10 protein-coding genes and 6 rRNA genes are annotated in these 19663 nt (G+C 44.7%); 15 read left to right on the forward strand and 1 reads right to left on the reverse strand.

All coding sequences use genetic code 11. The annotated features are described in order from the left end of the window. Positions 1–14 precede the first annotated feature (14 nt). The 15 genes from NQ499_RS00725 to NQ499_RS00795 all read left to right on the forward strand — a co-directional run bounded on the left by NQ499_RS00725 (position 15) and on the right by NQ499_RS00795 (position 18887). Positions 15–1544, forward strand: a 16S ribosomal RNA gene (locus NQ499_RS00725). Positions 1545–1779: 235 nt separating this feature from the next. Further along, positions 1780–4667: ribosomal RNA gene (locus tag NQ499_RS00730) — 23S ribosomal RNA — on the forward strand. Positions 4668–4728: 61 nt separating this feature from the next. After that, positions 4729–4837: ribosomal RNA gene (gene rrf / locus NQ499_RS00735) — 5S ribosomal RNA — on the forward strand. Between the two features lie 96 nt (positions 4838–4933). Continuing rightward, a complete protein-coding gene (locus tag NQ499_RS00740; RefSeq protein ID WP_006504665.1) occupies positions 4934–6217 on the forward strand; it encodes an MYG1 family protein in 1284 nt (427 codons plus the stop codon). A 256-nt stretch (positions 6218–6473) separates the two neighbouring features. Then, a 16S ribosomal RNA gene (locus NQ499_RS00745) occupies positions 6474–8003 on the forward strand. A 235-nt stretch (positions 8004–8238) separates the two neighbouring features. Next, positions 8239–11126, forward strand: a 23S ribosomal RNA gene (locus tag NQ499_RS00750). A 61-nt stretch (positions 11127–11187) separates the two neighbouring features. Further along, positions 11188–11296: ribosomal RNA gene (gene rrf / locus NQ499_RS00755) — 5S ribosomal RNA — on the forward strand. Together the 16S, 23S and 5S rRNA genes form the textbook arrangement of a ribosomal RNA operon. Positions 11297–11429: 133 nt before the next feature. After that, positions 11430–12062 (forward strand): CDP-alcohol phosphatidyltransferase family protein, encoded by a 633-nt coding sequence (locus tag NQ499_RS00760; RefSeq protein ID WP_006505621.1) that lies wholly within the window; start codon positions 11430–11432, stop codon positions 12060–12062. A gap of 1 nt (position 12063) precedes the next feature. Further along, positions 12064–12924, forward strand: a complete 861-nt coding sequence (locus tag NQ499_RS00765; protein WP_006505620.1) for a phosphatidylserine decarboxylase — start codon at positions 12064–12066, stop codon at positions 12922–12924. A gap of 86 nt (positions 12925–13010) precedes the next feature. Beyond that, on the forward strand, positions 13011–13781 hold the full coding sequence (locus NQ499_RS00770) for a ParA family protein (protein ID WP_006505619.1): 771 nt from the start codon (positions 13011–13013) through the stop codon (positions 13779–13781). Then, positions 13771–14658 (forward strand): ParB/RepB/Spo0J family partition protein, encoded by an 888-nt coding sequence (locus tag NQ499_RS00775; protein WP_006505618.1) that lies wholly within the window; start codon positions 13771–13773, stop codon positions 14656–14658. The genes NQ499_RS00770 and NQ499_RS00775 overlap by 11 nt, the downstream gene beginning before the upstream one ends. Positions 14659–14753: 95 nt before the next feature. Then, positions 14754–16220, forward strand: a complete 1467-nt coding sequence (locus NQ499_RS00780; protein WP_006505617.1) for a family 1 glycosylhydrolase — start codon at positions 14754–14756, stop codon at positions 16218–16220. A 72-nt stretch (positions 16221–16292) separates the two neighbouring features. Further along, positions 16293–17714, forward strand: coding sequence for an NAD(P)/FAD-dependent oxidoreductase (locus NQ499_RS00785; RefSeq protein ID WP_006505616.1), 1422 nt, complete (start codon positions 16293–16295; stop codon positions 17712–17714). 2 nt (positions 17715–17716) lie between these two features. Beyond that, complete coding sequence (locus NQ499_RS00790; protein ID WP_022425725.1) at positions 17717–17911, forward strand: DUF951 domain-containing protein; 195 nt, start codon at positions 17717–17719, stop codon at positions 17909–17911. Positions 17912–18134: 223 nt separating this feature from the next. Then, entirely contained in the window at positions 18135–18887 is a 753-nt protein-coding gene (locus tag NQ499_RS00795; protein ID WP_006505614.1) for a hypothetical protein, read from the forward strand. A 28-nt stretch (positions 18888–18915) separates the two neighbouring features. Here NQ499_RS00795 and NQ499_RS00800 read toward each other — a convergent pair whose 3' ends face one another. Continuing rightward, positions 18916–19611 carry a polysaccharide deacetylase family protein gene (locus NQ499_RS00800; RefSeq protein ID WP_162013150.1) on the reverse strand — a complete coding sequence of 232 codons (696 nt, stop codon included), beginning with the start codon at positions 19609–19611 and terminating at the stop codon, positions 18916–18918. Positions 19612–19663 lie beyond the last annotated feature (52 nt).

Consider the following 19663-nt stretch of genomic DNA (forward strand, 5'->3'; position numbering starts at 1 on the left):
GCTCTTCACATATTTTCGTGGAGAGTTTGATCCTGGCTCAGGATGAACGCTGGCGGCGTGCCTAATACATGCAAGTCGAACGAATCTTCTTCGGAAGATGAGTGGCGAACGGGTGAGTAATACATAGGTAACCTGCCCCTGTGCGGGGGATAACAGGAGGAAACTCCTGCTAATACCGCATAGCCATGAGCACCGCATGGAGCTCATGCCAAATATCCTTTACGGGATAGCGCAGGGATGGACCTATGGCGCATTAGCTAGTTGGCGGGGCAACGGCCCACCAAGGCAACGATGCGTAGCCGGCCTGAGAGGGCGGACGGCCACATTGGGACTGAGACACGGCCCAGACTCCTACGGGAGGCAGCAGTAGGGAATTTTCGGCAATGGGGGAAACCCTGACCGAGCAACGCCGCGTGAGCGAAGAAGGCCTTCGGGTCGTAAAGCTCTGTTGTAAAGGAAGAACGTCGGACACAGGAAATGGTGTGCGAGTGACGGTACTTTACCAGAAAGCCACGGCTAACTACGTGCCAGCAGCCGCGGTAATACGTAGGTGGCGAGCGTTATCCGGAATCATTGGGCGTAAAGAGGGAGCAGGCGGCCGCAAGGGTCTGTGGTGAAAGACCGAAGCTAAACTTCGGTAAGCCATGGAAACCGGGCGGCTAGAGTGCGGAAGAGGATCGTGGAATTCCATGTGTAGCGGTGAAATGCGTAGATATATGGAGGAACACCAGTGGCGAAGGCGACGGTCTGGGCCGCAACTGACGCTCATTCCCGAAAGCGTGGGGAGCAAATAGGATTAGATACCCTAGTAGTCCACGCCGTAAACGATGGTCACTAAGTGTCGGGGGTCAAACCCCGGTGCTGCAGTCAACGCAATAAGTGACCCGCCTGAGTAGTACGTTCGCAAGAATGAAACTCAAAGGAATTGACGGGGGCCCGCACAAGCGGTGGAGCATGTGGTTTAATTCGAAGCAACGCGAAGAACCTTACCAGGTCTTGACATCGATCTAAAAGGGATGGAGACATCCTCATAGCTATAGAGAAGACAGGTGGTGCATGGTTGTCGTCAGCTCGTGTCGTGAGATGTTGGGTTAAGTCCCGCAACGAGCGCAACCCCTGTCGCCAGTTACCATCATTGAGTTGGGGACTCTGGCGAGACTGCCTCTGCAAGGAGGAGGAAGGCGGGGATGACGTCAAATCATCATGCCCCTTATGACCTGGGCCACACACGTGCTACAATGGACGGGACAGAGGGAAGCGAAGGCGCGAGCCGGAGCGGACCCCAGAAACCCGTTCCCAGTTCGGACTGCAGTCTGCAACTCGACTGCACGAAGCCGGAATCGCTAGTAATCGCGGATCAGCATGCCGCGGTGAATACGTTCTCGGGCCTTGTACACACCGCCCGTCACACCATGAGAGTTGGCAACACCCGAAGCCGGCGGCCCAACCCGCAAGGGAGGGAGCTGTCTAAGGTGGGGCTGATGATTGGGGTGAAGTCGTAACAAGGTATCCCTACGGGAACGTGGGGATGGATCACCTCCTTTCTAGGGAGACAGACGTGTAATGTTCAGTTTTGAGTGCTCTGGCACTCAGGAGAGATCCTTGAAAATCAGATATGATCATCAAATGGAAAGTTTTAAAAACTTTCTGCACACAAAGATAAGATGTAAGTGAGATCGAGAAATCAAACAAAGATAAGAAGGTCTAGTACATCTGGTCTGAAGGCAAAAAATACTAAGAACAGAAATACTCAAGCGAACTAAAGAGAACCAATCACAAGGTCAAGGAAGAAAGGGCGTACGGAGAATGCCTGGGCACAGAGAGGCGATGAAGGACGCAGCGAACAGCGAAATGCGGCGGCGAGCGGTAAGCACGCGATGACCCGCCGATATCCGAATGGGGAAACCCCTCCGCTTTCGAAGCGGAGACCGCATGACGACCGTCATGACGGGGCAATACGCAGGGAACTGAAACATCTAAGTACCTGCAGGAAGAGAAAGAGAAGTCGATTCCGTAAGTAGCGGCGAGCGAAAGCGGAGGAGCCCAAACCGGACATAGTCCGGGGTTGTAGGACCGCCGAGAAAGATGACATGAAGAGTCAGGAGAATCCCATGGGAAGGGGATCCGCAGAGGGTGAGAGACCCGTATCCGAAGGCTCGACATGGATCGAGGCGGCACCTGAGTACGGCGGGGCACGTGGAATCCTGCCGGAATCATCGGGGACCATCCCGAAAGGCTAAACACTACTCTGTGACCGATAGCGAACCAGTACCGTGAGGGAAAGGTGAAAAGAACCCCGGGAGGGGAGTGAAAGAGAACCTGAAACCGCATGCCCACAAGAAGTCAGAGCCCGTCAAAGGGTGATGGCGTGCCTTTTGTAGAATGAGCCGGCGAGTCACGATCAGCAGGCGAGGTTAAGCAGGAGATGCGGAGCCGCAGCGAAAGCGAGTCTTAACAGGGCGACATAGTCTGAGGTCGTGGACCCGAAACCGGGTGATCTAGCCATGAGCAGGTTGAAGTCGGGGTGAGACCCGATGGAGGACCGAACCGACCCCCGTTGAAACGTTGGCGGATGACTTGTGGCTAGGGGTGAAATTCCAATCGAACCCGGAGATAGCTGGTTCTCCCCGAAATAGCTTTAGGGCTAGCGTCGCAGCGAGAGAGCCGTGAAGGTAGAGCACTGAATATGCGATGGCCGCATCCCGCGGTACTGAGCATAATCAAACTCCGAATGTCACGGTGTCATCTGCGGCAGTCAGACGGCGAGTGATAAGGTCCGTCGTCAAGAGGGAAACAGCCCAGACCATCAGCTAAGGTCCCAAAGTGCATGCTAAGTGGAAAAGGAAGTGGAGACGTGCAGACAACTAGGAGGTTGGCTCAGAAGCAGCCATCCTTCAAAGAGTGCGTAACAGCTCACTAGTCGAATGACTCTGCGCCGATAATTTACCGGGGCTAAGCATGACACCGAAGCTATGGACAGGAATGTGGTAGGGGAGCATTGCATGCAGCGGAGAAGCATGACCGAGAGGGCATGTGGAGCGCATGGAAGAGAGAATGCCGGCGTGAGTAGCGGCACGTGGGTGAGAATCCCACGCACCGATGGCCCAAGGTCTCCAGAGGAAGGCTCGTCCTCTCTGGGATAGTCGGGACCTAAGGCGAGGCCGAAAGGCGTAGCCGATGGACGACGGGTGGATATTCCCGTACCCGATGTGTGGCGATGGAGTGACGGAGAAGGCTCAGGCAACCAGCTGCTGGAATAGCTGGGGCAAGCGAGATACCTGCGCACCAGGGAAATCCGGTGCGCGCAGGGGGAAGGCGCGAAGCATACGGAAAGCTGCGGCAAGTACGGAAAAGCTGAGAGCAGGCTTCCAGGAAAAGCTTCTAGCACAACACGCATCGGCCCGTACCGAAAATGGACACACATGGGCAAGGAGAGAATCCTGAGGTGAGCGAGAGAACTATAGCTAAGGAACTCTGCAAAATGACCCCGTAACTTAGGGAGAAGGGGTGCTCCAGAAATGGAGCCGCAGTAAAACGGCCCAAGCGACTGTTTACCAAAAACACAGCTCTCTGCGAAGGCGCAAGCCGAAGTATAGGGGGTGACGCCTGCCCGGTGCTGGAAGGTCAAGGGGAGCTGTCAGCGCAAGCGAAGCAGCGAGCCGAAGCCCCAGTAAACGGCGGCCGTAACTATAACGGTCCTAAGGTAGCGAAATTCCTTGTCGGGCAAGTTCCGACCCGCACGAAAGGCGTAACGATTTGGGCGCTGTCTCAGCTGTAGACTCGGTGAAGTCTTAGTACCTGTGAAGATGCAGGTTGCCCGCGACTAGACGGAAAGACCCCATGGAGCTTCACTGCAGGTTGACATTGGGCTTGGATGCATGATGTACAGGATAGGTGGGAGGCTGTGAGCCGTGCGCGCCAGCGTACGGGGAGCCGCTGTTGGGATACCACCCTTCATGCATCTAGGTCCTAACCGGAGGCAACGGGCCACGGGACAGTGTCAGTCGGGCAGTTTGACTGGGGCGGTCGCCTCCCAAAGAGTAACGGAGGCGCCCAAAGATACCCTCAGCATGGATGGAAACCATGCATAGAGTGCAAAGGCATAAGGGTGTCTGACTGCGAGACATACAGGTCGAGCAGGGACGAAAGTCGGGCTTAGTGATCCGGCGGATCCGAATGGAAGGGCCGTCGCTCAACGGATAAAAGCTACCCTGGGGATAACAGGCTGATCTCCCCCAAGAGTTCACATCGACGGGGAGGTTTGGCACCTCGATGTCGGCTCATCGCATCCTGGAGCTGAAGTCGGTTCCAAGGGTTGGGCTGTTCGCCCATTAAAGCGGTACGCGAGCTGGGTTCAGAACGTCGTGAGACAGTTCGGTCCCTATCTGTCGTGGGCGCAGGAGGTTTGAGGAGAGCTGCCCCTAGTACGAGAGGACCGGGGTGGACGGACCGATGGTGCACCAGTTGTCACGCCAGTGGCACAGCTGGGCAGCCAAGTCCGGACGGGATAAGCGCTGAAGGCATCTAAGCGTGAAGCCCCCTCCAAGATGAGACCTCCCATTGGCGACAAGTAAGGCCCCTCGAAGACGACGAGGTTGATAGGCCGCGAGTGCAAGCGCAGCGATGTGCTTAGCGGGGCGGTACTAATAGGCCGAGGACTTGGCCAAGATTGGAAAGAGTAGAGACTAGTAGAGATGACGTATCTGGTTTTGAGGGATCCCTCGAGGATCTGGCGGCGATAGCATGATGGACACACCCGTTCCCATCCCGAACACGGAAGTTAAGCATCATAACGGCGACGATAGTGTGAAGACGCGACAATAGCAAGCTGCCAGGTCCTTTTTTTTATGCCTTCCTTCAGGAGGGCTTTTTTTCTTAGTGTAAATTTTAGATAAGAATGATATGATTATATAAGAGCACATAAGGAGATAGTATGATTACGATAGTAGAAGAAAAGGATGCAAAGTTTATAACTCATGCAGGATCATTTCATGCAGATGATGTTATGGCGACAGTCCTATTAGAAATATTATATGAAGATATTCCACTTGCAAGAGTTGCAGAAATTGATGAAAAAGATACAGATGCATTTGTCTATGATATTGGTTTAGGAAAGTATGATCATCATCAGGATGATAAAGTAAGAAGAGATAATGGGATTGCTTATTCTTCTGTAGGTCTTATTTGGCGTGATTATGGAATACAGATTTTGGAGAAGTTAGGAATCCAAGATTACCTAGAAGATTATTTTTATGATATAGATGATCAGATCATCATGCCTATTGATGCATTGGATAATGGAGAAGGTGAACGCATTTCCATGACTATTTCATCTGTTATTTCTATTAGTAACCCTTTCTGGAATTCACCTATTAGTGGAGACGAAGCATTTTTAAAATCGGTTGATTTCATGAGAACGGTATTTCATGTATATATTGAATATTTAAAGGATGTTTATAATAATAATGAACTTGATTGGGATGATGGTTATGACTGGTTAGATCAGGTGATGAAGAAAATTGTCTTAGATAAAGCCAATGAAGCGAATTGTTTCATCTTTAATGAAGAAGGTGATGCCATAGATATGTGGAAAGAATATGGTGAAGAAATCATCACTTATTATAATAAATCAAGTAAACATGCAGAATTAGGTGTATATGATGTGAATAAGATGTTTGTGCAGCCACTTTCTTTTGAACGTGAAGAAACAGATGAAATCACTGCTTATCCAGTAGAACAGCTCGCCATCTTAATGGAACATTATCATAAAAATGGTGAACCGTTACTTAAAGAGATATTTGATACCTGCATTCATTCAGAAGTTAGTAGAATTCAAGGAATGGATTATGTTGAAGCACAAATTGACTTATCAGAACATCATATTATGATTCTAGAACAGTTTGTCCCATGGAAAGGTACATTACTTAAATCAGAAAGCAATAAAGTGAATGATATCTATTTAACTGTGTTCCCTTCTCAGAGAGGAGGATGGAACTTTCAGGGAGTTCCTCTATCACCAGCAAGCTTTGATACACGTATCAAAGTACCTGAAGAGTGGTGTGGGAAACGTGATCAAGAATTAGTAGATCTTACTGGAGTCGAAGGTGCACGCTTTATTCATCCAGGAGGATTTATTGGTGGTGCTGAAAACTTTGAATCCATCATGGAACTAGCACAACGTATTGTAGAATATACTGAACAAAATAAAACACATTAAACTATTAAACAGGGCTGTCTCATATGATAAGATAGCCTTTTTTGATAAAAATAAACAATATAAGAGATTTTGAATATTTTTTATAAAAAAATCAAAAAATATTCAAAAAACACTTTACAAGTTTCGATATTTTAGGTATTATAGACAGGCAGTCCGGGAGACGGGCTGAGACAGAACATTGAAAACTGAACAGATACACGTCAGATTTATTTGAAAACATTTAATTGATGAGCTGAACATCAGCTCTTCACATATTTTCGTGGAGAGTTTGATCCTGGCTCAGGATGAACGCTGGCGGCGTGCCTAATACATGCAAGTCGAACGAATCTTCTTCGGAAGATGAGTGGCGAACGGGTGAGTAATACATAGGTAACCTGCCCCTGTGCGGGGGATAACAGGAGGAAACTCCTGCTAATACCGCATAGCCATGAGCACCGCATGGAGCTCATGCCAAATATCCTTCACGGGATAGCGCAGGGATGGACCTATGGCGCATTAGCTAGTTGGCGGGGCAACGGCCCACCAAGGCAACGATGCGTAGCCGGCCTGAGAGGGCGGACGGCCACATTGGGACTGAGACACGGCCCAGACTCCTACGGGAGGCAGCAGTAGGGAATTTTCGGCAATGGGGGAAACCCTGACCGAGCAACGCCGCGTGAGCGAAGAAGGCCTTCGGGTCGTAAAGCTCTGTTGTAAAGGAAGAACGTCGGACACAGGAAATGGTGTGCGAGTGACGGTACTTTACCAGAAAGCCACGGCTAACTACGTGCCAGCAGCCGCGGTAATACGTAGGTGGCGAGCGTTATCCGGAATCATTGGGCGTAAAGAGGGAGCAGGCGGCCGCAAGGGTCTGTGGTGAAAGACCGAAGCTAAACTTCGGTAAGCCATGGAAACCGGGCGGCTAGAGTGCGGAAGAGGATCGTGGAATTCCATGTGTAGCGGTGAAATGCGTAGATATATGGAGGAACACCAGTGGCGAAGGCGACGGTCTGGGCCGCAACTGACGCTCATTCCCGAAAGCGTGGGGAGCAAATAGGATTAGATACCCTAGTAGTCCACGCCGTAAACGATGGTCACTAAGTGTCGGGGGTCAAACCCCGGTGCTGCAGTCAACGCAATAAGTGACCCGCCTGAGTAGTACGTTCGCAAGAATGAAACTCAAAGGAATTGACGGGGGCCCGCACAAGCGGTGGAGCATGTGGTTTAATTCGAAGCAACGCGAAGAACCTTACCAGGTCTTGACATCGATCTAAAAGGGATGGAGACATCCTCATAGCTATAGAGAAGACAGGTGGTGCATGGTTGTCGTCAGCTCGTGTCGTGAGATGTTGGGTTAAGTCCCGCAACGAGCGCAACCCCTGTCGCCAGTTACCATCATTGAGTTGGGGACTCTGGCGAGACTGCCTCTGCAAGGAGGAGGAAGGCGGGGATGACGTCAAATCATCATGCCCCTTATGACCTGGGCCACACACGTGCTACAATGGACGGGACAGAGGGAAGCGAAGGCGCGAGCCGGAGCGGACCCCAGAAACCCGTTCCCAGTTCGGACTGCAGTCTGCAACTCGACTGCACGAAGCCGGAATCGCTAGTAATCGCGGATCAGCATGCCGCGGTGAATACGTTCTCGGGCCTTGTACACACCGCCCGTCACACCATGAGAGTTGGCAACACCCGAAGCCGGCGGCCCAACCCGCAAGGGAGGGAGCTGTCTAAGGTGGGGCTGATGATTGGGGTGAAGTCGTAACAAGGTATCCCTACGGGAACGTGGGGATGGATCACCTCCTTTCTAGGGAGACAGACGTGTAATGTTCAGTTTTGAGTGCTCTGGCACTCAGGAGAGATCCTTGAAAATCAGATATGATCATCAAATGGAAAGTTTTAAAAACTTTCTGCACACAAAGATAAGATGTAAGTGAGATCGAGAAATCAAACAAAGATAAGAAGGTCTAGTACATCTGGTCTGAAGGCAAAAAATACTAAGAACAGAAATACTCAAGCGAACTAAAGAGAACCAATCACAAGGTCAAGGAAGAAAGGGCGTACGGAGAATGCCTGGGCACAGAGAGGCGATGAAGGACGCAGCGAACAGCGAAATGCGGCGGCGAGCGGTAAGCACGCGATGACCCGCCGATATCCGAATGGGGAAACCCCTCCGCTTTCGAAGCGGAGACCGCATGACGACCGTCATGACGGGGCAATACGCAGGGAACTGAAACATCTAAGTACCTGCAGGAAGAGAAAGAGAAGTCGATTCCGTAAGTAGCGGCGAGCGAAAGCGGAGGAGCCCAAACCGGACATAGTCCGGGGTTGTAGGACCGCCGAGAAAGATGACATGAAGAGTCAGGAGAATCCCATGGGAAGGGGATCCGCAGAGGGTGAGAGACCCGTATCCGAAGGCTCGACATGGATCGAGGCGGCACCTGAGTACGGCGGGGCACGTGGAATCCTGCCGGAATCATCGGGGACCATCCCGAAAGGCTAAACACTACTCTGTGACCGATAGCGAACCAGTACCGTGAGGGAAAGGTGAAAAGAACCCCGGGAGGGGAGTGAAAGAGAACCTGAAACCGCATGCCCACAAGAAGTCAGAGCCCGTCAAAGGGTGATGGCGTGCCTTTTGTAGAATGAGCCGGCGAGTCACGATCAGCAGGCGAGGTTAAGCAGGAGATGCGGAGCCGCAGCGAAAGCGAGTCTTAACAGGGCGACATAGTCTGAGGTCGTGGACCCGAAACCGGGTGATCTAGCCATGAGCAGGTTGAAGTCGGGGTGAGACCCGATGGAGGACCGAACCGACCCCCGTTGAAACGTTGGCGGATGACTTGTGGCTAGGGGTGAAATTCCAATCGAACCCGGAGATAGCTGGTTCTCCCCGAAATAGCTTTAGGGCTAGCGTCGCAGCGAGAGAGCCGTGAAGGTAGAGCACTGAATATGCGATGGCCGCATCCCGCGGTACTGAGCATAATCAAACTCCGAATGTCACGGTGTCATCTGCGGCAGTCAGACGGCGAGTGATAAGGTCCGTCGTCAAGAGGGAAACAGCCCAGACCATCAGCTAAGGTCCCAAAGTGCATGCTAAGTGGAAAAGGAAGTGGAGACGTGCAGACAACTAGGAGGTTGGCTCAGAAGCAGCCATCCTTCAAAGAGTGCGTAACAGCTCACTAGTCGAATGACTCTGCGCCGATAATTTACCGGGGCTAAGCATGACACCGAAGCTATGGACAGGAATGTGGTAGGGGAGCATTGCATGCAGCGGAGAAGCATGACCGAGAGGGCATGTGGAGCGCATGGAAGAGAGAATGCCGGCGTGAGTAGCGGCACGTGGGTGAGAATCCCACGCACCGATGGCCCAAGGTCTCCAGAGGAAGGCTCGTCCTCTCTGGGATAGTCGGGACCTAAGGCGAGGCCGAAAGGCGTAGCCGATGGACGACGGGTGGATATTCCCGTACCCGATGTGTGGCGATGGAGTGACGGAGAAGGCTCAGGCAACCAGCTGCTGGAATAGCTGGGGCAAGCGAGATACCTGCGCACCAGGGAAATCCGGTGCGCGCAGGGGGAAGGCGCGAAGCATACGGAAAGCTGCGGCAAGTACGGAAAAGCTGAGAGCAGGCTTCCAGGAAAAGCTTCTAGCACAACACGCATCGGCCCGTACCGAAAATGGACACACATGGGCAAGGAGAGAATCCTGAGGTGAGCGAGAGAACTATAGCTAAGGAACTCTGCAAAATGACCCCGTAACTTAGGGAGAAGGGGTGCTCCAGAAATGGAGCCGCAGTAAAACGGCCCAAGCGACTGTTTACCAAAAACACAGCTCTCTGCGAAGGCGCAAGCCGAAGTATAGGGGGTGACGCCTGCCCGGTGCTGGAAGGTCAAGGGGAGCTGTCAGCGCAAGCGAAGCAGCGAGCCGAAGCCCCAGTAAACGGCGGCCGTAACTATAACGGTCCTAAGGTAGCGAAATTCCTTGTCGGGCAAGTTCCGACCCGCACGAAAGGCGTAACGATTTGGGCGCTGTCTCAGCTGTAGACTCGGTGAAGTCTTAGTACCTGTGAAGATGCAGGTTGCCCGCGACTAGACGGAAAGACCCCATGGAGCTTCACTGCAGGTTGACATTGGGCTTGGATGCATGATGTACAGGATAGGTGGGAGGCTGTGAGCCGTGCGCGCCAGCGTACGGGGAGCCGCTGTTGGGATACCACCCTTCATGCATCTAGGTCCTAACCGGAGGCAACGGGCCACGGGACAGTGTCAGTCGGGCAGTTTGACTGGGGCGGTCGCCTCCCAAAGAGTAACGGAGGCGCCCAAAGATACCCTCAGCATGGATGGAAACCATGCATAGAGTGCAAAGGCATAAGGGTGTCTGACTGCGAGACATACAGGTCGAGCAGGGACGAAAGTCGGGCTTAGTGATCCGGCGGATCCGAATGGAAGGGCCGTCGCTCAACGGATAAAAGCTACCCTGGGGATAACAGGCTGATCTCCCCCAAGAGTTCACATCGACGGGGAGGTTTGGCACCTCGATGTCGGCTCATCGCATCCTGGAGCTGAAGTCGGTTCCAAGGGTTGGGCTGTTCGCCCATTAAAGCGGTACGCGAGCTGGGTTCAGAACGTCGTGAGACAGTTCGGTCCCTATCTGTCGTGGGCGCAGGAGGTTTGAGGAGAGCTGCCCCTAGTACGAGAGGACCGGGGTGGACGGACCGATGGTGCACCAGTTGTCACGCCAGTGGCACAGCTGGGCAGCCAAGTCCGGACGGGATAAGCGCTGAAGGCATCTAAGCGTGAAGCCCCCTCCAAGATGAGACCTCCCATTGGCGACAAGTAAGGCCCCTCGAAGACGACGAGGTTGATAGGCCGCGAGTGCAAGCGCAGCGATGTGCTTAGCGGGGCGGTACTAATAGGCCGAGGACTTGGCCAAGATTGGAGAGAGTAGAGAATAGTAGAGATGACGTATCTGGTTTTGAGGGATCCCTCGAGGATCTGGCGGCGATAGCATGATGGACACACCCGTTCCCATCCCGAACACGGAAGTTAAGCATCATAACGGCGACGATAGTGTGAAGACGCGACAATAGCAAGCTGCCAGGTCCTTTTTTTTGTTTAAAAATAGCCTTTTATAGGCTATTTTTTATTTTGTAGAAACAAACTTAAATGACTATCATTCAATATTCATTCATGCTATAATGAACCCGATTATAGAAAAGAAGGAAAGGTGAATTGTATGATTGGTTTTTACAACTATACAGTCATTCTAACATATTGTAGTTTAATCAGTGCGATTGTCGGAACTCACTTCGCATTTGAACACAATTATGTTTTGGCATTATTCTGTCTTATGCTTTGTGGTTTTTTTGATTCTTTCGATGGTATCGTTGCACGTTCAAAAAAGGACAGAACAGAAGAAGAAAAGAAGTTTGGTATTCAGATTGATTCTCTTGTAGATTTAATCAGTTTTGGTGTTTATCCTGCAATCATTGCCTATTCAATGGGATTCAAAAGTTTCCCTTGTTTAATCATCTTTATTATATATATTCTTGGTGCTGTTATTCGTCTAGGATATTTTAATGTAATGGAGGATATGCGACAGCAGCAGACTACTGAAAAAAGAAAATATTATCAGGGATTACCTGTTACATCTTCATGTCTAATTTTTCCAATGATTTACTGTTTAACAGTATGCCTTTCAGTGCCTCAGGTTCAGTTTGTTTATTTAATTGGACTACTAGTTGTAGGTATTCTATTCGTAGCTAACATCAAAGTAATCAAGCCTGACTTTAAGGGTGTATTAGGTCTTATAGGCTTTGGTATTATTTTATTAATCATTTTAATTATTAAAGGTGTTGTATTAATCTAGTATGGCAATATACAAACGTAATGGTGAAAAATTAGATTATGATCAGTCTCAGGATTTATTCTTAGAGAAACTATACGGATCACTTGCAGGAAGATGCTTACTGAAAGTACTCACTCAGCCTGTTATTACAGAACTTGGTGGGGCTTTTATGAATTCTTCTTTATCTAAAGGACAAATCAAGTCTTTTGTAGAGAAGAATAATATCGATTTGAATCTCTATGAATCACAGAATTATCATTCTTACAATGATTTCTTTACACGTACTATTAAAGAGGGTGTAAGACATATTGACGAGGATGAAAGTGTATTGATTGCGCCTTGTGATAGTAAGTTGACTGTTTATCCTATTGCAGATTCATTACAGCTTAAAATCAAGAATTCATTTTATACAATTGAAGACTTATTAATGAGTCCTACACTTGCTGATGAGTATAGAGGTGGTCTATGTCTTGTATTTAGACTTACAGTAGATGATTATCATCACTATCATTTTATAGATGATGGGACTGCAGAAAAGGATCACTTTATTAAAGGTATATTTCATACAGTTAATCCGATTGCGAGCGATTATTATCCTATCTATAAAACAAATAGCCGTTCCTATACAGTTCTACATACAAAACATTTTGGTGATGTAGTACAGATGGAAGTAGGGGCTATGATGGTAGGTAAGATTACAAATCTTCATAAACAGTCATTTAAACGTGGTGAAGAAAAAGGCTATTTTGAATTTGGCGGCAGTACGGTTGTCTTATTCATTAAGAAGGATGTAGTAGAGATTGATGAAGATATTCTCAGTCACTCAAAAAATGAAGATGAAGTACGTGTTCTCATGGGAGAACGTATCGGTACACTAAAATAGTGAGAAGGTGAATACCTTCTCATTCTTTTTGTTTTGTTTAAAGAGTTTTATGATATAATTAAGAATGCGAATAAGGAGGTTATGTGATGGGCAAAGTAATCGCAATTACAAACCAAAAAGGTGGCGTAGGAAAAACAACCACTAGTATTAATTTATGTGCAGCACTTGCACTTATGAAGAAGAAAGTATTACTTGTAGATATGGACGCTCAGTCTAATGCGACGCAGGGTATTGGAATCGATCGTTCTAGTTTAGAAAAAACAACTTATGATGTACTTATTGATGAAGTACCTATTGAGTCAATTATCAAACATAGTGAAATCCCACATCTAGATGTGGCACCTGCAAGCATTGACTTAGCGGGTGTAGAAGTACAATTATCAGCTGTACCAAAGGGAAGGGAAAAACGTTTAAGAAAGGCTATGGATAGTGTCAGAAATCAATATGATTATATTATCATTGATTGTCCACCTGCCTTAGGTTTATTAAACACAAATGCCCTCACAGCTGCGGATAGTGTCTTAATTCCTGTTCAGTGTGAATATTATGCACTAGAAGGTTTAACACAGCTATTAAATACTATTTTATTAACACAGTCAGTATTTAATCGTAATCTTACAATTGAAGGTGTGTTATTAACTATGCTTGATTCACGTACTAATTTAGGTGTAGAAGTAACACAGGAAGTACGTAAATACTTTAAAGACAAAGTTTATAAAACAGTGATACCTAGAAATGTAAAGTTATCAGAAGCACCTTCTGCAGGTCTTTCAATCTTTGATTATGATTCACGTAGCGAAGGCGCTAAGTCTTACGCAAGACTTGCGAAAGAGGTGGTGAGCAGAAATGGCAGATAAGAAAAAACGCTTAAGTAAAGGATTAGATGCAATCTTTGATACAACATCTACTGGTGGAGATCTTCAATCAATGATTTCTGCGATTGAAAGTAATTCTAATGAATACTCACAGGAAAAGGTTTCTATTGATTTAATCAGACCTAATCCTTATCAGCCTAGAAAACACTTTGATCAGGATAAGTTGAATGAATTAGCACAGTCTATTAAAGAACATGGTATCTTACAACCAATTCTATTAAAGAAATCTATTCATGGTTATGATATCGTAGCTGGTGAAAGAAGATTTAGAGGAGCGAATATTGCTGGATTAACTGAAGTACCTGCAATCATTGTAGACTTTACTGATGATCAGATGATGGAAATTGCGCTTCTTGAAAACATTCAGAGAGAAGATCTTAATGCGATTGAAGAAGCACAAGCTTATAAAGCCATGATGGATAAGATGAATCTGACTCAAGAAGAATTAGCTGGTCGTATTGGTAAATCAAGAACACATGTGACTAATACTTTAAGACTTCTTAATATCAATGAAAAGCTCCAGCAGTATATTCTAGAAGGTATTCTTTCTATGGGACATGTTAGACCATTAGTTGGTTTAGATGATGAAACAGCTCTTAAAATCGCCAATCGTGCCATTAAAGAGAAACTTTCTGTACGTCAAGTAGAAGATATAGTCAGAGGCTATAAACTTGCTCAGAAACGTAAAAATGCGCCTAAAAAAGAAAAGAATACAACTTATACATATGCGGAAGATTTACTAAGAAAGAAGTTCCGCACGAAAGTAAAGGTTGAAGAAAAAACAATTACTCTTAAATATTCTGATACAGAAGACCTAAATCGTATTCTAGAAATCATGGGTGTAATAGAAGATATCTAAAGAACAGGAAACTGTTCTTTTTTTCATTTCTAGGAAATATCAATGTTTAATTTAGATTCTATGTATAATAAACATGAAAGAAGAGGACACATAATATGAAACAATTTCCAGAAGGATTTTTATGGGGCGGTGCTGTTGCTGCTAATCAGTATGAAGGTGGATGGAAGGAAGGCGGTAAAGGTATTACTGTCTCAGACTGTGCTAGAAGCCATTTAGATGTAGATGTACAGGACTATAAGAAACAAAATGAAGTCACTACAGCTGATATCGAAGAAGCATTAAACACACAGGATGAAGTATACTATCCAAAAAGACATGGTGCAGATGGATATCACCATTACAAAGAAGATATTAAGTTATTCGCAGAAATGGGCTTTAAAGTATTCCGTTTATCTATTGCCTGGGCAAGAATCTTCCCTAATGGTGATGATGCCGTACCTAATGAAGAAGGTTTAAAGTTCTATGATGATGTATTTGATGAATGTTTAAAATATGGTATTGAACCATTAGTCACTATTTCTCACTATGAACCACCTATTAATCTTGTATTAAATTATGATGGATGGTATTCAAGAGAAGTTATTGATATGTTTGTACGTTATTGTGAAGTGATTGTAGATAGATATAAGGATAAAGTAAAATACTGGCTTACTTTTAATGAAGTAGACTCTATGATCAGACACCCATATACTACAGGTGCACTTATTAAAGATCGTTTCCCAGGTAAGAACTTCAATGAAGTCATCTTCCAGGCAATGCATCATCAGTTTGTAGCGAGTGCACTTGCAACTAAGATCGTACATGAAGCAAGACCTGATGCTAAAGTAGGTTGTATGTTAACAAAGCTTACTTACTACCCATATACATGTAAACCTGAAGATGTTTTACAGGCACAGCAGGATATGAGAAGTACATATTGTTATAGTGATACACAGGTGTTTGGTGAATATCCAGCATACTTATTATCTAAATTCAAGAATGAAGGCATCAATATCAAGATGGAACCAGATGACTTAAAGATTATGAAAGAATATCCAGTTGATTTCGTTTCATTCTCTTATTATTCATCTAGCTGTGTTGCTAAAGATGACAATGGTTTAAAGAAGACTGCAGCTAACACTAATGTGGCTATTAAGAATCCATATATTCCATCATCTGACTGGGGATGGCAGATTGACCCTATTGGTTTAAGAATCTCTTTAGTAGACTTATATGACCGTTATAGAAAGCCATTATTCGTAGTAGAAAATGGTTTAGGTGCTAAGGATGAATTAGTGAATGGTACTGTAGATGATCAGTATAGAATTGATTACTTCGATGCACACTTTAAAGAAATGTATAATGCGATTGTAGAAGATGGTGTAGACCTCATGGGTTATACATCTTGGGGATGTATTGATATTGTTTCCGAATCTACAAAACAGATGTCTAAACGTTATGGTTTCATCTATGTAGATTGTGATGATCTAGGTAATGGTACTTATAAACGTTATAAGAAGAAATCATTTGATTATTACAAACATGTCATTGAAACAAATGGTGCATGCTTATTTGAAGATTAAAGGTAGTGTTTTACTACCTTTTCTTTATGTTGAAAGAATGGTATTATTGAATGGTAAAGAAGTGAGGTATATATGAGAGAAAATTATGATGTAATTGTAGTAGGTGCTGGTCCAGCAGGAATTATGGCAAGTTATGAATTCGTATTAAAGAATCCTAACTTATCAGTATTATTAATTGATAAAGGAAGAGCAGTGACTGCAAGACATTGTCCTATCAAAGATAAGAAGATCAAACAGTGTCCAGTGATCAAGGATAATGAACCAGGCTGTTTACCAGCATGTTCTATTACATGTGGATTTGGTGGTGCCGGTGCTTATTCTGATGGTAAGTTTAATATTACAAGTGAATTTGGTGGATGGCTTACTGATTATCTTCCAGCTAATGAAGTAGAAGATGTAATTCGTTATGTAGATAGCTTATATTTAAAGCATGGGGCAACTAAAGATATTACCGACCCAACTACAGACAAAGTAAAAGAAATCGAACACAGAGGCTATGCAGTCGGATTAAAGTTATTACGTGCTAAGGTCAGACATTTAGGTACAGAAGAAAACTTACGTATCATGACTGAAATGCAGGAAACATTAAAGGAACATATTGATATCCAGTTTAATACAGAAGTAGAAGATATTATTGTAGAAGATAATACAATCAAGGGTATAAAACTTGCGAAAGGTGATATCATTACAGCCTCTAAAGTATTACTTGCACCAGGTAGAGATGGTGCGACATGGCTCGATGCTATCTTTAAGAAACATGGCTTAGATCTTTATAACAACCAGGTAGATATTGGTGTACGTGTAGAAACATCTAATATCGTTATGGATGAAATCAATAAGAACTTATATGAAGGTAAGTTCATCTATAACACATCTGTAGGTACAAGAGTAAGAACATTCTGTTCAAACCCTAGTGGACATGTTGTAATAGAAAACCATGAAGGGACAATGATGGCCAATGGACATGCTTATCATGATCCTAAATTAGGGTCTGACAATACTAACTTTGCATTATTAGTATCTCATGTATTCTCTGAACCATTTAACCAGCCTAATGAATTTGCCCATCAGGTGGCTCAATTAGCAAACAAACTTTCAAATGGTTCTATCATCGTACAGAGATATGGAGATATCAAAAAGGGTAGAAGAACAACTGAAAAGCGTTTAAAAGAAGGTTATACAGTGCCTACATTACCAGAAGCTGTTCCAGGTGATTTAGGTCTTGTATTACCATACAATACAATGAAATCAATCGTAGAAATGATTGAAGCATTAGATCACGTAACACCAGGTATTGCGAATGAACATACATTACTTTATGGTGTAGAAGCTAAATTCTATAGTGCAAGACCAAAGGTAAGAGAAGGATTTGAAACTCTTGTAGATGGTTTATATGTTGCCGGTGATGGTGCAGGTTTAACACGTGGACTTGCTCAGGCAGGTGCTAATGGAATCTTAGTTGCAAGAGATATTATTAAAAGATTAGGAGAATAATGATGGAATACGGATTACATGATATTATTGAAATGAAAAAGCCTCATCCATGTAAGAAATCCACACAATGGGAAATCGTAAGAATGGGTGCGGACATTAAAGTGAAATGCATGGGTTGCGGCGCAATTATCATGTTTTCACGAAGAGATTTTGAAAAGAGATTAAAAAAAGTAATTGAACATAAAGAAAGTGAATAACTTGACTCCATCAAAAAATAATGATTTAATATAATCATATAGGATAACTGATGTAGAAAAATCGGTCTCGTCTAACACGCCTTATACTTATTTAAGTATTCTGCGGATGAGGGATGCCCATTCTTAGAAATGGTTCGACCGCCCCTCCAGTTATCCTTTTTTTATGCTCCGTTTAGTAAGATGGAGTCTTTTTTAGTATATAATATATGAAAGGGGTGATTTTATGGACATACTACTATCACGTATTATTCGTTATCTCAATGGTGTGATTACTGACGATAGACAATATCGTACTGCCTTATTTATGGTAGAACACTATCAAGAATTAAGATGTAAGACATTAGAAGAAATTGTGAAGGAATCCGAGTATACAGAGGAAGATATAATGACCTTTATTGGATACTTAGGATATCATGATTATGAAGACTTCAGAGAAAGACTCATGATGGATCAGGATCTTCGTTCAAGTCAGATGCAGTTAAGACTACTCCATACTGATATTGATGGAATGATCAGTTCTCTTCATATCTCGGGTTCAAAAGAAGACTTCTTGAATCTTGTTGATCACTTAGCTGAAATTATTTATGAAAATGGAAGAATCATCCTAGCAGGAGGTTATTCACCACTTAGTGTGACTGTAGACTTTCAGACAGATATGATCAGCATGGGTAAACAGGCAATTGAATATCATCAATTTGATAAGAACTTCAAGTTTAAAGATACTGATGTTGTTTTCTTCTTAACGGCTACAGGGCGAGCTTTGAGTCATGTATCTAAATCTTTAAAAGAAAAAGGTCTATGTAAATCACATATTGTCCTCATGACACAGAATATCAAATATAAGAATTATGATTCTATCTGTGCAGATGATGTCGTACATGTATTAGGCACATTTGATGGTATTGAATTCAATTATCAGATCATGCGTTTATTTGATTTGATTCGTATTCGTTACTATACAAAATATTTCATCTAAACAAAAACGAGAGGTATTATGCCTCTCGTTAATTGTTGATACGTTGATGACTGACAAAGTCAGTATGTTCTAAAGTTTTAAAAGTATAGCCATTAGCCTGATAGTATTCAATAATTGCAGGTAACGCCTGTACTGTTGTTGTTTTAGTGGCTGTATCGTGCATTAAAATACAGACACGTGGTAGTCTTGACTTAGAACTTTCAATAATACGTGCAGGATTGACTGAACGTCGAGTCGCATCATTAGAAGATACATTCCAGTCATAGTACTTATAGCCTTTCTTTTCTACAACTTGTGCAACCTTAGCCATAATTCCCTGTGAATAATGTCTTGATATCGTATTTGAACTTCCTCCAGGGAAACGGATCAATTTGCTGGTACGTCCTGTTTGTTCTTTGATGATTTTCTCAATATTGCCTAAATCCTCAAAATAAGTTTCTTCACTTTGATAAATACTATACTTATGTGTATAACTATGTGCACCAATAGCATGTCCTTTTAAATAAGCTGTACGAATATAGCTTTGATAACGGGCATTTTCACCAGTCACAAAGAATGTTGCTTTCACATTATATTTATCGAGAATATCTAACACTTGAGGTGTGTTATGAGAAGGTCCATCATCAAAAGTAAGATAAACTTCCTTCACTTCATCAGCATGTACAGGACTATAAACAAGACTGATGAGAAGCATGAAAGCTATCGCAATATTTATCTTTTTCATGATCACATCTCCTTTATCGGATACCATTATACACATTTCTCTGTGTAATAGT

Source organism: Catenibacterium mitsuokai, assembly GCF_025148785.1.
GTDB lineage: Bacteria > Bacillota_I > Bacilli_A > Erysipelotrichales > Coprobacillaceae > Catenibacterium > Catenibacterium mitsuoka.

Excerpts from the sequence above, each read along its gene's own strand:
- NQ499_RS00775 (WP_006505618.1), top strand. The coding sequence starts at position 13,771 with ATGGCAGATAAGAAAAAACGCTTAAGTAAAGGATTAGATGCAATCTTT.
- NQ499_RS00740 (WP_006504665.1), top strand. The coding sequence starts at position 4,934 with ATGATTACGATAGTAGAAGAAAAGGATGCAAAGTTTATAACTCATGCA.
- NQ499_RS00780 (WP_006505617.1), top strand. The coding sequence starts at position 14,754 with ATGAAACAATTTCCAGAAGGATTTTTATGGGGCGGTGCTGTTGCTGCT.
- NQ499_RS00765 (WP_006505620.1), top strand. The coding sequence starts at position 12,064 with ATGGCAATATACAAACGTAATGGTGAAAAATTAGATTATGATCAGTCT.
- NQ499_RS00800 (WP_162013150.1), bottom strand. The coding sequence starts at position 19,611 with ATGAAAAAGATAAATATTGCGATAGCTTTCATGCTTCTCATCAGTCTT.
- NQ499_RS00795 (WP_006505614.1), top strand. The coding sequence starts at position 18,135 with ATGGACATACTACTATCACGTATTATTCGTTATCTCAATGGTGTGATT.
- NQ499_RS00785 (WP_006505616.1), top strand. The coding sequence starts at position 16,293 with ATGAGAGAAAATTATGATGTAATTGTAGTAGGTGCTGGTCCAGCAGGA.
- NQ499_RS00770 (WP_006505619.1), top strand. The coding sequence starts at position 13,011 with ATGGGCAAAGTAATCGCAATTACAAACCAAAAAGGTGGCGTAGGAAAA.
- NQ499_RS00790 (WP_022425725.1), top strand. The coding sequence starts at position 17,717 with ATGGAATACGGATTACATGATATTATTGAAATGAAAAAGCCTCATCCA.
- NQ499_RS00760 (WP_006505621.1), top strand. The coding sequence starts at position 11,430 with ATGATTGGTTTTTACAACTATACAGTCATTCTAACATATTGTAGTTTA.